Origin of the sequence: Microbulbifer sp. VAAF005 (assembly GCF_030012985.1) — a bacterium.
GTDB lineage: Bacteria > Pseudomonadota > Gammaproteobacteria > Pseudomonadales > Cellvibrionaceae > Microbulbifer.
Genome location: NZ_CP120233.1, coordinates 3,573,429 through 3,588,015, shown reverse-complemented (window position 1 = coordinate 3,588,015; position 14,587 = coordinate 3,573,429). Strand labels below are relative to the sequence as shown.

Sequence of the window (14,587 nt, the reverse complement as noted above, 5' to 3'; positions counted from 1 at the left end):
GGCTGGGCCTCACTACATTCTGCTACTGCTAAAGGCGTTCAGGCGGTAGAAAAATTAATGTACATCTATGCCCCTCCAGGGAGAGCCAAATATTAACCACAGATAGTGGTTCTACGTGAACTCTGATTTAGCTTTCACTGATGAGTAAGCTATTTTTCACATACAAGCACAATACGGAAATAGGACTGAGTTTTTCTACACCCTCGTTAGGCATCATTATGTTTCGAAATACAATAGTCTTCGTTTTTGTAATGATCATCCTCACAGGGTGCTATAAACAAGTCTTTGATTACGACGCGTACGAGGGTATACCTATTGCAGAAGGCAAATTTTCGATTACAGTTCCGTCACCAGAAGCTCTTGAATCGGTGCTTCGCCCATTTTCAGATACGTATGGATTCAAATTACAAGTTGCACGTACACATCCGACAGATCCACACTTTCTAATCATGATGTGGCGACCAGACTCAAGTATCTTAGGTGTTAACCCATTTGGCGATTTCAACTTCTATATCTACCCAGCCAAAAAAATGGAATATCACTTTAGGAGGCAAATAAGCTTGTCTCATACTTGGCTCACAAATTGGAGCAGGAAATGCCTAACAAATAGAGGCACACGAACTATGAATGTACCATCGGAAAGCGATTGGGGAAATTACCGGGATGACCTCGATTCTGAATATGCACACAGAATTTTTGCTGGAAAAACGAACGATCAAGTTCAGTTAGATTTTCGCCGGTGTGTTCTTGAACGGGCTTCCGAACTTAGCTTTATGCCAATTAAACCATTTCAATACTATATGCTTGGTTTTAAACAATTTATTGAGAAAGGTGATTTCGAGCAGTTCGATGCTCCAGATGCGGCAAACTGCTTTATTAGCCTTGTGGAGCAAATGCTTATGACGAAGCCAAATTTTATAAAGCCAATTTTGACTGATCTCATGCCCACACTAGAGTTCGTCTCAGAAAATCAACTAGAGTACGAAGCGGACATTACTATTTACGGGTTCTTTCCGGTAAAGTTAGACCACATCAAAGAGCTCGCACAAAATGCTTAACAAAAACAGGCAGGTTGCTCCGACCGGTCCTGCTATAGGAGTTATAGTGTAAGACTTACCCACGGTTAGTAGATACCCTGTATAGTCAGGTTTAGACCTAACACGGAGGTACATCTAAATTACGTAAGGTAAGAAAAATTTTGGAATCTAAGCCCACAATAGGTGATTATCATTTCTTACGGCGTTTAACATATCGATGAAATTTGACTGAAATGTAAAAGGATTAGCTTTGAATATTTTTAAAGTTCTGCTTTCAATAATATTTATACTTATCAGCCCCACTGCTTCATCAGGTATAGTTAAGATGAAGATATCTAAAAAATTATATATCTTAAGCGGGAAAGAGTATGGTACTAATATCGGTTTAATAGCCGTAGAAAATGGCTTGATATTAATTGATCCGATGCCGGGAGATAATCATCTGGGTGAATTAGACCAAGTAATTCAGTCGATCTACAATAAGCCTGTTATTTTTATCTTAAATACACATTCACACTCTGATCACACTGGGGGCAATAAGTATTTTGAAGGTAAAGGTGGAAAGCTTCTAAAGGGTGACATTCCTCTAGAAGGGTTTACTCACATTAGAGTTGAGTCTCATTCATCGATTGACAATATATTTTATCATAAGGAGAGTAACGCAATATTTGTTGGTGACATTTTTGATACTAGCTGGCACCCCACATTTTATGCTGGTGGAATTAAAGGCTTCAGCAACGCAATTGATACTATTTTAAATATGGGTGATGATCAAAGCTTAATCATACCCGGACATGGTGTCACTGCCAATAAATCATCCCTAATTGAATTTAGAGAAAATACTTTTGCATGGATAAATAGAGTTCGAGAACTTTACCATAAAGAATCAGATCTAGAGAAAATAATGGCGGATACACAATTAAAGAGTATTTTGCAGAAATTCAACGCGAGCGATAAAGCCACATTTATACCTGAAAAGGCTTACAAAAGATTCATAGAGAGAACAATCTCCGTGATAGATAATGAAGAGAGTTTGCAACAAGCTCATTGATAGGGTGAGCTTTAGCACCCTTCTTTTGTTATTATTCTTATGAGGAAGAACCCTTCACTGTAAAACTTGTTAAGTACAAGAGCCTACGCTCTCTTGAATGTCTTGGTATTTGATTTGAAGAAACTATTTATTTTTACCATTACACTCCTACTTGCACTTGCTGCATATTATCTTACTTTTACAGCTTTCTATGAGTCATGGTTCCCTTATTATTATGAGGAATATCTTTCATACTTCTTCTTAGCTGGACTAGCAATAGTTGTATTATTACCATTCGCCATTGCAGCCACTTCAGACGAAAAAAATGGCCTGGGTTATCTTTCTAAGTACGCCAATTCAGCAACGAAGGTTCATTTAGCTGTAGTTATCTTATCTATGTTAATTTTTGCTTATATGATGTCCAATGGCGATTTACTAGATGAGGCCGGTATTTATCAAGTGGTACCATCGGGTGAATAGACGTCACTAGCAACGGCACCTGGCACCTGGCACCTGGCACCAAGACCGCAGCTCTGCTGAGGTTTTGATGCCAATGCTTTGGATGTTCCACAATTAGGGCCAAGTTCTCAACAGCTTCTATTCCCCTGCACCCTTCCCTTCTGGACTCGCATGTAAATTTCTTCACGGTGAACTGGAAGTGATCTGGGAGCTTGTATTCCTATCTTTACCTGATTTCCCTTAACTTCCAATACTGTGATTGAGACATTGGCTCCGATCCTTAGGTTTTCACCAGTTCTACGCTTTAAGATCAACATATTTCTATTCTCTGCTTTTCAAGCCATGGGTAGACTTTTTATTGATGGACGGCTGAGAAACTAATCTGTTGAAGAACGCAGGAGGAGCACGAGAACGATAGGCATAGAAGAAGAAGAGGCGGACGCAGCGCTGCCAGAGCTTGGGGAGTCTCTCCAAGCCGCTGGATGTACTCCACTTTATTGAAGACGAGCGGGTTTCTAGCGTATGATCCATATAGCCATCTTGATAGTCTCTGTATCAATTTGGTTAGCTGGCCCCAGGTGTTCCCGCACCTTGGGTCAGCGCCTTTTACTTACTCTTACGTCACGCTACCGTTCTCCTTTGAGAGGGTGGATCTTTTATAAAAATCTTATTCTATTGAGTTTCTTTGGTTATAGGCCTTCAAAAAGCGTCCTATTTACGACCAAAATACCAATAAATGTCCATCGATTTTACGCAGATTTGACACTGAAACAAACTTAATAAATTTCAATAAGATCATTTTTGTGCCTATTTTTTGTAAGTTACCGCCTTGGAAAATATCGGCTTATGTAGAAAATGGCCAATCGTATTGGCAATCTTTAATGGCCTTTACGTTAGAACCTCAAGGCACAAGACAACCAAAAATAAATACGTAAACGTACTCCTCATTTCAAAAGAGAAAGGCTAAGTATCTTCTAAGTATTGGATATATTGCCGTGGATTTTATGTGCTTACCCATTGGTATTGGCACTCTGATATTCCGCCAGGAATTTAGGGGGTATCCTGCATGATCGTACCTATTTACACGTTCAATGCCCCTGAAAACTCATTAATTACTCTTCTTAAGCCGTCTGTTTTGGCTGGGTGCTACTTATCATACATTCTGATATTAAAAATACTGCACCAACCATCCTAAACCACTGATTTATAACGGTTTTTGTATTTTCTAAAAGAGGACTCAAAGCGAATATACTGTACGCGTGATATGGCCACTGGAATTTTATTCAATCGATACTGGTTAGTTTATTAGTGGGTATCTTTCCCTGATTTGAGTCATTTTCCATTCTCTGGGCATGCTGATAAATGATATGATTTCGTCCACTTTCGAATATACGAATAGACCAGCCAAGGAGAGTAAATGGTCAGTCAGAGAATTAACTATTTGCAGGTAGCAGGGATACTCACAGTGTTCGCTGCTTTAGTTCATATCGGGTGTATAGTATTTGGCGGTGATTGGTATCGGTTTCTCGGTGCCGGTGAGCATATGGCTCAACTAGCAGAAAGTGGCCACCCTTACCCAACTATTGTAACTAGCGTAATTTCAGCCGTTCTACTGCTTTGGGCTAGCTACGCTTTTTCTGGGGCGGGTTTAATTGTTAGGTTACCGCTGATTCGGCTTGGCCTGATACTAATCTCAACGATATTTTTGGCTCGTGCGCTGGGTTTTTATTTCATAATGCCAGCCTTCCCAGATAATTCGCTAACTTTCTGGCTAACCAGCTCAGGCATATGTTTAATTCTCGGCTTAACCTATTCGCTTGGTTTAATACAGAGGTGGAACCTAATTAGCGGAAAGGCCTAACAATGGGTGTATTACTAGAAAACTTTATTCGTGAAGAACTCTCCGAGCGCTTGATTGGGCGTATTGAAGCGACTGTTGAAGAAGCCAAGCTTAACCCATCGATAGCTTTTAGAGAGTTTAATGGAAATGTTTATGACCTTGTATTTAATTTTGAAAAATCAGAAGTAAGTGTAAATAGTGTCTTAGATACTAGTTCAACCGGCACTGAGATTTTGTCAATAGATGTATTTTTATTAGCAATAGGGTCCAAACTTAATTGTTACGTAAATTTGTAAAACTTAAATTTCTAGTTCTTATAGCATGTACCGCTTTAATTATAAGTTGTGGTGAAAGCGCGTGCACAGCACAATCTGATAAAGTGGTTATCTTTATTAATGCTCCATCTGTGCTCAGTAGGGGTAATATCACTATAAGGTGGGGAGAAGGCCCAACCACACAATCTATTGAGCTTTGGCATCAAGTGTAACAGGTAAGAGTATTATCTTTCCCTATATCATTAAAGATTATGATTAAGAAATTGATATTAGTATTTGTGAGCAGCATAGCTATTGGCTGTTCCACAGTAGTTACAGAATATATTGAGCGGTCTAATAGCTTTGATTTTAAAGAGATTGTTTCTTTCGATACTATTGAAACTTATGGGTTTAAAAACAACAGGTATTGCTCTACAGAGCATAAAGTATGCACAAACTACCTTCTAGGGGAGCCACTTGAAAACAAGAAACTTCGCCATACAGTTTCTCTAGAATCATTTAGCGGTGCGGAAAGTACTGTCAGTTTAGATATTTCAAAAACTCACTACCTGAATTACATTCAGGAACAGTTGTTCTTATACACGGTTTTAGGGCATCTAAAGAGTTTATGCTGAACTCGGCTCTGTACTTCAGGATGTTAGGTTTTAGAGTTATAGTCCCTGACTTATTAGGGCATGGTGAGTCTGATGAGGATAAAGAATACGGTGTTGGTGATAGTAAAATAGTCAACGATATCATCAACAAATATGCAAATAGCCCCCTGTATATTGATGGTAACTCTATGGGTGGCACAACTGCAATGCACATTTCTACTTTAAGAAATGACATTGATGGAATAATTCTACAAGCTCCAATGCTTCGATTTGATGACGCAGTTTTAAATTATATTAAAGCTAACTTTCCGAGTATGACAATGCTTTTTTCAGAGGAAAGCATCAAGCAAGGAGCATTAGATAGTTTAGTTAGAGCTGATATCACTCCTGAGCAGACGGACATTAAACCAATTATTGCATCTTCTAGTGTACCTATAATTATTTTTGGATCATCTTCAGATCCTATTGCTCCACACAGAAGCTATAGCAATCTAGCATCGAATGGTGTTTCGATTGTAAAAGTTGATGACCGAAACCACCCAAGTATGTCAATAATTGGTGACAATGAAAGTCGGGAGTTGGTTCACTGGTTCGGCAAGCTATCAAGATGACGATTTCGGCATAACCGGCTTAGCATTTAATCATCTATTAAACGGAGCGACGAACCATGAATGGTGTTATATTCATTGGCTTACAAGCCAGCGGAAAATCCTCTTTTTATCTTAATAACTTTTATAAAAGCCATCTCCGCCTGAATATGGATATGCTTAGAACGCGGCATAGAGAGAATATTCTCTTCAATGCTTGCTTGGAATCTAAGCAGCCAGTTGTGATTGACAACACAAATCCAACGAAAGCAGAGCGGGAAAAGTATATTAATGGCCTTAAAGAGCACCGCTTTGAAGTCATTGGGTATTATTTTTCATCAAACTTGACTGAGTGTATTCAGAGAAATGCCTCCAGAAAGGGCAAAGAGCGAATACCAGACGTTGGGCTAAAAGGGACATACAACAAGCTGGAACTACCAGAATATACAGAAGGCTTTGACAAGTTATATTATGTAACAATGAAAAACGGGGATTTCACAGTAGAAGAGTGGAAAAATGAAGTTCAATGAGTTAGATAAGAAAATGCGTGTATATGAAACCGCGCATGATCATAGTGTTTTACCTGGTATATATATCGTTGCTCGAATTGATGGTCGTTGTTTTACAACACTAACTAAGGATAAACATAGCTTTGAAGCACCTTATGACTCCAAATTTCGAGATATGATGATCGAAACCGTTAAGCACCTGATGCAATGTGGATTTAAGGTTCTTTATGGATATACACAAAGCGATGAAATATCACTACTTCTTGATTTGAATGAGAATACTTTCGAGAGGAAGGAGCGAAAACTAAATTCAATCCTCGCAGGAGAGGCGAGTGCAAAATTTAGTTTACTTCTAGGCGACATTGGGGCTTTTGATTGCCGTATTTGCCAGCTGCCCCATCGGCAGCTTGTCATCGATTATTTCCGCTGGAGGAATGAGGATGCTCACAGGAACGCTCTGAATGCCCACTGCTACTGGAGCCTACGCAAGGAAGGCTTATCTCCCGAAGAGTCTGCTGCTACATTTACAAAAATGTCAGTAATTCATAAAAATGAATTCCTCTTCCAAAAGGGAATCAACTTCAATGACCTTCCGAACTGGCAAAAAAGAGGAATAGGAATTTATTGGGAGTCTTACGAAAAAGACGCACTTAATCCCATCACAGGTGAGGCAGTTAAAGCATGTCGCAACCGACTGAAAGTTGATCTCAATCTTCCGATGAAGAACCAATACAGTAATTTTGTTAGTGCTTTTGTTCCTGAAATCATATAAGCAAATGCGGCCTTTCTGGTTATAGATAGCTTTAGAAGATGAAAGACCCAAGTTTATTTTTTAAAATCAATAACGCTGGTTCTATTGTACCAAATTCTTTAAAAACAAATCTAAAGGATTAATTGGCCCCAGTGATACACTATAAAGGCGCTCATTTATTTAAAACTCACTAGAAGTTTGTGCGCAATGATGAACCATCGCATATAAAACAAGGAATGAAATCGTGCTAAAAAAGATAGCGCTTCTCGCACTAGTTACAATGATCACTGCCTGTGTTTCACCTATTCCGCTACAGGAGCAGTCCGCAAAAGCAGAGTACACAACTAAAGAGCCTGTTTTAATTTCTGTTATTGATCAGCGCAAACGTGTTCAAGAAGGGAAAGATAAGAACTTTATAGGTAAAGCCCACGTTTCATTTGGTATCCCGGTTGATTGGCATGTTAATCAGGTGTTAGCTACAGAGCCGGGAGATAAAGAAAAGAATCTTGCTCAGTTTCTACAAAGCCGATTGACTCACGGCTTGAATGAAACCGGCTGGAATACCACAGCAGTAGATTTAGATGAAGTGCCGAGTGATGAAGCCATCAAAGCCTTGATGGAAGAAAATAACACCGAAAAAATGATTAGTCTTGTGCTTAATGAGTGGTATTTCAGTGTTAACTTGAACTGGGTTTCAGCATTCAACTTCGACACGAATACCGACATCCTCGTATACAACCTGGAAGAAGGGAAGTTACTTGCCAAGAATATTGCTGAAAGGGATGTCGTTGATGAGCAGGCTAGTGAATCTCCACAAAACAATATCTTGCGGGCCTATAAAGCTCAGCTAGATCAGATTGTGAATGATGAGGAAGTTCGCAACGCAGTATCGTTTGATCAATAAGCGGAAATTGATTTAGGCGCTTATAAAACAAAAAAGGCTGTGGGGATTAGCCACAGCCTTTTTTTAATATGCTTTTCAGCACATTCGCTCTATTAGTCTTCAGACTCTGAACGATATGTGTCTGCATCCAGCATATTGTCCAGCTCGCTCACGTCGGAGGGCTTGATGCGGAAGAACCAGCCATCGTCGTAAGGAGAGGAGTTTACAGTTTCCGGAGCTTCTTCCAGAGCTTCATTGACAGCAACGACTTCACCGGAAACCGGGGAGTAGATATCGCTGGCAGCTTTAACGGATTCAACTACACCTGCCTCGTCACCAGCAGCCAGGTTGGTGCCCACTTCTGGAGTCTCAACGTAAACCACATCACCCAGGGCATCTTGAGCGTGATCGCTGATGCCGATGGTTACGGTGCCGTCCTCTTCCAGGCGTGCCCACTCGTGGCTGGAGAGGTATTTCAATTCATTGCGGATTTCGCTCATGCTGTTATCCCTTGATTAAGCATCTAAGTTTATTGTCTTAGTGACGCGTACACCTCTGGGCGACGCTTAAATAACTGACTTGCCGTTGCGTACGAAGCAGGGCTTAACCACCTTGACTGGCTGCAGTTTCTTGCGGATTTCCACCTGTGCGGTATCACCAACACTCACCGGAACTCGCGCCAAGGCGATAGAGTAACCCAGTGTGGGGGAGAAAGTGCCGCTGGTAATGATACCCCGGTCATCACTATCGTCTACCACTACCGGTTGACCTGCGCGCAATACACCGCGCTCTTCCAGCACCAGGCCTACAAGCTTGTGCTTGATGCCATCGGCTTTTTCCTGCTCCAGAACACCACGGCCGATAAAGTTGCGGCTCTCCGGTGCCCAGGCAACCGTCCAGGCCATGTTGGCAACCAGCGGAGAGGTCTCATCGTCCATCTCATGCCCGTACAGGTTCATACCCGCTTCCAGGCGCAGGGTGTCGCGTGCACCCAGTCCACAAGGGGAAACGCCCGCTTCGGCCAGGGCGCGCCAGAAACCACTGGCGTCTTCGCCCGGCAACATAATTTCCAGGCCATCTTCACCGGTGTAACCGGTGCGCGCTACAAACCAGCCACCTCGGGCAACACTTTGGAAAACTTTCAGTGCGTCTATCGCGGCAGTCCAATCAATGCCCAAAACCTCTTTGGTTTTCTCGATGGCATTGGGGCCCTGGATAGCGACCATCGCTACATCCGGGCACTCAGTCAGGGTCACATCAAAGGACTCTGCCTGCTTGCGCATCCACGCCAGGTCTTTCTCGCGAGTTGCACAGTTAACAACCACTCGATAGCCGGGATCGCGCAGGTAGACGATCAGGTCGTCAATCACACCGCCTTTGTCATTGAGCATGCCGGTGTAAAGGGCCTTACCCGGGTTGCCATCCAGCTTGGCCACATCATTGGCCAGCAGGTAGCGCAGGTAGTCGCGGGCTTGGGCGCCATCTACGTCGACCACGGTCATATGGGAGACATCGAACATCCCCGCATCGGTGCGCACCTTGTTGTGCTCATCCAGCTGCGAACCGTAGTGCAGCGGCATGTCCCATCCACCGAAATCCACCATTTTGCCGCCCATAGCGACATGCGTGTCATACAGAGGAGTTCTATTTCCCATTTTTAAAATCTCAGTCCGTCAGGTTCCGAAGCGGCGTATTCTAGCGGCTTGGGTACCGGCCTTGCCAGCGGGGCAGGCGCGGCAATATATATGCTCTGCAAGCCTAGCAGGCATTGGTAGTAAAACCTGTCCAGATTCACAGAGGCCGTCAAAGATTCCGCTGGCGCTCTATCCTGCTTTCGCCCGAGTTATGGAATCGGGCAATACCCAATACCCACTGTGTTGGGCTAGCGTAGAAGTGATCACTTTTTAACCAATGAAGCTCTTATCAGTCGCTGCCCCGGTCGCGCCCTTGACCAGCCTCTTCCGCGTTCTCTTCTGTGTTTGCGGATTCGTCGACTTTGAGGCCGTACTTCTTCGATCTCCAGCGCCACAAACGCTTAGCCAGCTCCTGGCGGTCGGGTGTTTTATCTGCCTCATCGACAATTTCTTCGCCGAGCAGGGTCTCCAGCAGATCCTCCAGGGTCACCAAGCCCTCGAGACTGCCATATTCATCCATAACCGCACTAATCTGCACGCGGCGGGACAGCATTTTCTGGAACGCTTGGTAGATAGTGGCTGTTTCCGGCAGGATCAACATTTCACGGCGAAAATCCGCCAGAGTTTTCTGGTGTTCGCCTTTGGCGTAGGCCAGCAGTAGCTCCTGCCGCAATACAAAACCCACCACACAATCCGGGTCGCGATTTTCATAGACCGGGATACGGGAGAAACGCCCTTTCTCTGCATCCTCGTAGGCCTCTTCCACAGTGATGTCCTGCGGCAGGGAGAAGACCACCGTGCGGGGAGTCATCACCTCGCGCACGGAGTGGTCCCGCAGAGTGAAGAACAGGTTGCGCAGGATACTGGACTCCCGCTGCTCCAACTGCCCTTCGGCCTCGCCAATTTCCGCCATAATGGCGAACTCATCGCGGCTAAAGCCCGTCAGGGTTGGGCCGTGGGACAGGCCTTTGGTCAACCACTCGGACATTTTTACAAACGGGTGGAGTAACCAAACCAGGCCGCGCAATACATAAGCGGTAGTGGGGGCCAGTTGGCGCCAGTACACGGCTCCCAGTGTCTTGGGGATAATTTCAGAAAAAACCAGGATCAACAGAGTCAGGATCGCTGATGCGATACCCAGGTATTCATTGCCAAAAACCGCTGCTGCCTGGGCACCGGCACCTGCAGCACCCGCTGTGTGCGCGACGGTATTCAGGGTGAGGATAGCGGCCAGGGGGGCATTAATATCGGATTTTAATTTGCGCAGCAAAGACCCCGCTTTATGCCCCTCCCGCTCCATTAGGCGCACGTATGGCGTTGTTACGCTGAGAATAACCGACTCGGCTATCGAGCACAGAAAAGAAAAGCCAAGGGCAATAAAAATGTAGGTTATCAGTAAAATCATAATTCTCGAGCGTAAATATCACCAGAATAAAAGTTTCGCGCTCCACCTATTGCGCAATAAATCAGTCCACTCAGCAATCCACTGAGTAGCCCTCCAACATTTGCTGGGTTGGCAAAATTAACCCCCAAAATGAAACCAAATATCCCCAACGCACTTAGAACAAGCCAAGCAGTCATTACGAGTAAAATACTCCTAGGAATATCCTGCCAAGCAGGTTGCCAACGCTGAACTACCAAAGCAAAACCAACAAGTGTGTAAATTACTCCCGACATGCCGGCAAAATAGGACTGTGGAGCCCACAAGAACTGTGTGAGGTTTGCCACAAGCCCTCCAAGCACCACCAACGCAATTAAAACTGAGGCCCCTCCTCGAACTTCAATTGGCCGGGCTAAAATCCATAAGGCTAAAGCATTCATAAGGGCCTGCAAGAATGAAAAATGTACAATTGCAGGGCTCCACAACCTCCAATACTCACCTTCCTGCAAGTGCTTGGCCAATGTTGACTGACCAACGCTAGTGCCAGCCGGGTCAGGAGTAATTAAAAGCAAGCCCGCCAAGCTACTAGTGAATAAAAACCACCCCAGAAAACAAAGAGCAATTAACAGAAAAGTGAAAGGGGTACTATCCAGAGGGAAGCTTGGTATATAGTAAGTCCTCTCACCCCTTTCAGAATCTGGCTCGCTACTCTCCTTGCCTTCAGATTCATTTAACTCTGAATCCACTTCATTAATTTCCAAATCCCGGATCAACTGAGAAAAATAAAAATCAAGATCTATTTTTTCAGTATCCCAGTGACTAATCAGTGGCCTTAAGAGTTCCGCCAATTTAGTATCTTCGGCGATTACGCATTGTTGTTTGCCTTTTTCAATAATTCGTACTGGCAAACCGTGACTTTGTATAAAACGGGCTAATTCCGTCAATTCTTTCTCCATCGGGAAAGAATAAACGGTTATCCATTGGCTCACTTATCACAACCTTTTTTCTAATAGAATCTGAGTCAAAATCCGAGCTACAACTAAACAGCCATAGCCCGCATAATAATCCGCTTCTTTAACATGGGGCTGGCATCTACCATGCTCAACCCAGTGTTACGCAGCCAGCGCCAGTGCACATCACCAGCACCGAACAAAGACTTAAAGGCGCTCATCGCTTTCATAGTGGCGGCGTTGTCGCCGCGACGGCGGCGTTCGTAGCGGGCCAACACTGAAGAGTGAGAGGGCTCCAGGCCGCGCGCCATAGCGCGGTCAATTTCATCTGCCAACACCCGCACATCCTGCAGCCCAAGATTTACACCCTGGCCCGCGAGGGGGTGGATACTGTGGGCGGCGTCTCCCACCAATACAGCGCCAGGGCCGCGATAACGTTCCGCATGGCGCGCGCGCAGGGGGAAGGAAAAGCGCTCACTGACGGATTCCACTTTGCCCAAACGGCTCTCAAAGGCTTTTTCCAGGTTCAGGGCAAAGGCCTGGTCATCCAGCATCAATAGCTCTTGCGCCAGCTCTTCATCCGCAGACCAAACCACGGCGCAGTGATTGTCATCCCCCAACCCCGCGAGAGGTAAAAATGCCAGTGGACCCGTTTGTAAAAAACGCTGCCAAGCGGTGTGACGGTGAGATTTCTCACTGCGCGCGACACACACCAACGCAGTTTGATGGTAATCGGTATCCTGGGAGCGGATATGCAGTAAGTCCCGCACTTTAGAGCGGGCGCCATCGGCACCGATTAACAGGCGGGTACGCACTATCTCAGGTTGCTCGCGCAGGCCATCCTCTTCATTTAAGCGGTCTTCACCGCGAGGCTGTAAATGCCAGAGTCCGCAGTCGCGCCACCAGCTCTCCAGGCGAAAACCATTGACCAACTCCACGTTGGGCAGGGTTTCCAGCCGTGCTCTTAACGCGGCGACAATGACATTATTCTCGACGATATGACCGAGATTCGGCAGCTGCACATCGCGGCTGTTAAAGCTTACTGAGCCGGTTCCATCTGCATCCCAAACCCGCATTTCCACATAGGGGCAGGCGCGGCGGCTGGCAATATCATCCCAGGCTCCCACCTCTTCGAGCAGCTCGCGGGAGGCCTGTGTCAGAGCCACCACGCGGGGTTCATACTGCGGTGACAATTGCGGCGTTGTCTCCGGGGACGCCTCCAGCAAGGCCAGACGCATGCCCGGGTGCCGAACTGCCAGCAGCGCTGCCTGGGCCATGCCCACCATGCCCGCACCCACAATGGCAAAATCCAAACGATGTCTGTTCATAAAAGCCAATTCCGCTGAAGTAGCAGCAGCCGTCCCCGACCCTGCACCTTTTAAAGCCCAAATCCCGCCGCTTGACTGACAAACTCCCGGCGCAGCGGCGGGACCATTGTAAGGCCGAGCATTCCCAACTGACGAATTCCCTGTTGCAGCCAACCGGAAGAGGAAAACAGTGTGGGAATACGGTCACTGAATCCAATCGTCAATTGCTGGTCCAGCTGGCGCATTTCTCCGTATTTCTGCAGGAAATCGAGCCGCCCTGGCAATGTATCCGACGTCACTGTCGACAGCGCTTGTGCCAATCCATAACAGTCCCGCAGAGTCAGGTTAAAACCCTGCCCTGCTACTGGGTGCAGAAAGTGGGCGCAATTGCCCATCAACACCACATTACGGCGCCACTGTTCCTGGGCGATAGATAAACTCAGTGGATACCCCTGAACGGCTCCAACCTTAATAAAACGTCCGGCACGCCAGCCAAATACCTGCTGCAGTTTTTTCAGGCGTTCAGCCTCAGGCATTACACCGACACGCTCAGCTTCTGCTTCCTCGCAAGCCCACACTAGTGCCGCGCGGTGCTGCCCTTCTCTATCTGGCAGCGGTAAAAGTGCCATGGGCCCCATTCGGGTGAAGCGCTCGTAAGCCACACCTTGGTGAGGCTGTTGCAGAGCGACCGTAGCGACCAGCGCTCTCTGAGGGTACTTAACCGAGCTGATTTCTATTCCCAGCTGGCGGCAAAGGGGAGAGTTCACCCCATCGGCAACGACCACCAATCCGCAGGACAGTGCCTCATCGGGGGAATTCTCACCGGATCGCCACAACAGGTTTGCGCCCGCAGAGGTCATGTTAATGTCAGTAACCTGCGCCGGCGCTAATAATTGGGTGGAAGTGCTAGTCAGTGCACTGTGGAGAATCGGGCCCAGCGCTGCATTTTCTATCACTGCACCCAGAATGCCCTCAAAGTTGACTCCCTGTCCCTCACGGGTCGAGAGGGCGGCGCCAAATGCATGCCCCCGGTCACTCACATGAATACGATCAATCGGGGCGCTATAGGCTTGCAGAGCAGGCCAGAGTCCAAGCTCCGCAAACAACTGCAAGCTGCCTGCGGCAATGGCTGTGGCTCGCGTGTCGAAACTCGGCAACTGAATACTGGCAGCGGCATCCGGCAGTGCTCTCTGCTCCAGGAGCGCCACACTGAGTTGAGGACAAAAATGTGACAACATCAATGCCAGGCTGGCTCCCGCCATACCGCCACCGACAATGGCCACATCTACTTTACGCGCCGACTCACCCATCCCAATTCCCCCTTTGATTATTCGGCATTGAAATATTATTG

16 protein-coding genes are annotated in these 14,587 nt (G+C 46.0%); 9 read left to right on the top strand and 7 right to left on the bottom strand.

What is annotated here, in order from left to right:
* The first annotated feature begins 218 nt into the window (after positions 1-218).
* The 3 genes from P0078_RS16160 to P0078_RS16150 all read left to right on the top strand — a co-directional run bounded on the left by P0078_RS16160 (position 219) and on the right by P0078_RS16150 (position 2,547).
* Positions 219-1,058 (top strand): hypothetical protein, encoded by an 840-nt coding sequence (locus tag P0078_RS16160; protein ID WP_282930955.1) that lies wholly within the window; start codon positions 219-221, stop codon positions 1,056-1,058.
* Between the two features lie 229 nt (positions 1,059-1,287).
* Positions 1,288-2,088: an MBL fold metallo-hydrolase gene (locus tag P0078_RS16155; protein WP_282930954.1), complete on the top strand. Its 801-nt coding sequence runs from the start codon at positions 1,288-1,290 to the stop codon at positions 2,086-2,088.
* 114 nt (positions 2,089-2,202) lie between these two features.
* Entirely contained in the window at positions 2,203-2,547 is a 345-nt protein-coding gene (locus tag P0078_RS16150; protein ID WP_282930953.1) for a hypothetical protein, read from the top strand.
* Between the two features lie 107 nt (positions 2,548-2,654).
* On the opposite strand, the gene csrA is transcribed toward P0078_RS16150, so the two are convergent.
* Positions 2,655-2,843 (bottom strand): carbon storage regulator CsrA, encoded by a 189-nt coding sequence (gene csrA / locus P0078_RS16145; RefSeq protein WP_282930952.1) that lies wholly within the window; start codon positions 2,841-2,843, stop codon positions 2,655-2,657.
* 1,546 nt (positions 2,844-4,389) lie between these two features.
* Here csrA and P0078_RS16140 point away from each other — a divergent pair.
* The 6 genes from P0078_RS16140 (at position 4,390) to P0078_RS16115 (ending at position 7,985) form a co-directional block, all read left to right on the top strand.
* Positions 4,390-4,662 carry a hypothetical protein gene (locus P0078_RS16140; protein WP_282930951.1) on the top strand — a complete coding sequence of 91 codons (273 nt, stop codon included), beginning with the start codon at positions 4,390-4,392 and terminating at the stop codon, positions 4,660-4,662.
* A gap of 230 nt (positions 4,663-4,892) precedes the next feature.
* Positions 4,893-5,255, top strand: coding sequence for a hypothetical protein (locus P0078_RS16135; RefSeq protein ID WP_282930950.1), 363 nt, complete (start codon positions 4,893-4,895; stop codon positions 5,253-5,255).
* Entirely contained in the window at positions 5,249-5,845 is a 597-nt protein-coding gene (locus P0078_RS16130; protein WP_282930949.1) for an alpha/beta fold hydrolase, read from the top strand. The genes P0078_RS16135 and P0078_RS16130 overlap by 7 nt, the downstream gene beginning before the upstream one ends.
* A gap of 56 nt (positions 5,846-5,901) precedes the next feature.
* On the top strand, positions 5,902-6,351 hold the full coding sequence (locus P0078_RS16125; RefSeq protein WP_282930948.1) for an AAA family ATPase: 450 nt from the start codon (positions 5,902-5,904) through the stop codon (positions 6,349-6,351).
* Positions 6,338-7,102: a tRNA(His) guanylyltransferase Thg1 family protein gene (locus tag P0078_RS16120; RefSeq protein ID WP_282930947.1), complete on the top strand. Its 765-nt coding sequence runs from the start codon at positions 6,338-6,340 to the stop codon at positions 7,100-7,102. The genes P0078_RS16125 and P0078_RS16120 overlap by 14 nt, the downstream gene beginning before the upstream one ends.
* A gap of 223 nt (positions 7,103-7,325) precedes the next feature.
* Positions 7,326-7,985: a hypothetical protein gene (locus P0078_RS16115; RefSeq protein WP_282930946.1), complete on the top strand. Its 660-nt coding sequence runs from the start codon at positions 7,326-7,328 to the stop codon at positions 7,983-7,985.
* 92 nt (positions 7,986-8,077) lie between these two features.
* On the opposite strand, the gene gcvH is transcribed toward P0078_RS16115, so the two are convergent.
* The 6 genes from gcvH to P0078_RS16085 form a co-directional block, all read right to left on the bottom strand.
* Positions 8,078-8,464 carry a glycine cleavage system protein GcvH gene (gene gcvH / locus P0078_RS16110; protein ID WP_282930945.1) on the bottom strand — a complete coding sequence of 129 codons (387 nt, stop codon included), beginning with the start codon at positions 8,462-8,464 and terminating at the stop codon, positions 8,078-8,080.
* Positions 8,465-8,530: 66 nt separating this feature from the next.
* The gene (gene gcvT / locus P0078_RS16105) at positions 8,531-9,619 is read right to left on the bottom strand and encodes a glycine cleavage system aminomethyltransferase GcvT (protein WP_282930944.1); all 1,089 of its coding nucleotides are present in this window, start codon (positions 9,617-9,619) and stop codon (positions 8,531-8,533) included.
* A 268-nt stretch (positions 9,620-9,887) separates the two neighbouring features.
* Positions 9,888-11,003, bottom strand: coding sequence for a CNNM domain-containing protein (locus P0078_RS16100; RefSeq protein ID WP_282930943.1), 1,116 nt, complete (start codon positions 11,001-11,003; stop codon positions 9,888-9,890).
* Positions 11,000-11,968 (bottom strand): rhomboid family intramembrane serine protease, encoded by a 969-nt coding sequence (locus P0078_RS16095; protein ID WP_282930942.1) that lies wholly within the window; start codon positions 11,966-11,968, stop codon positions 11,000-11,002. Before P0078_RS16095 ends, P0078_RS16100 begins: the two co-directional genes overlap by 4 nt.
* Positions 11,969-12,018: 50 nt before the next feature.
* Positions 12,019-13,257 (bottom strand): UbiH/UbiF/VisC/COQ6 family ubiquinone biosynthesis hydroxylase, encoded by a 1,239-nt coding sequence (locus P0078_RS16090; protein ID WP_282930941.1) that lies wholly within the window; start codon positions 13,255-13,257, stop codon positions 12,019-12,021.
* A 50-nt stretch (positions 13,258-13,307) separates the two neighbouring features.
* The gene (locus P0078_RS16085) at positions 13,308-14,546 is read right to left on the bottom strand and encodes an FAD-dependent monooxygenase (RefSeq protein WP_282930940.1); all 1,239 of its coding nucleotides are present in this window, start codon (positions 14,544-14,546) and stop codon (positions 13,308-13,310) included.
* Positions 14,547-14,587 lie beyond the last annotated feature (41 nt).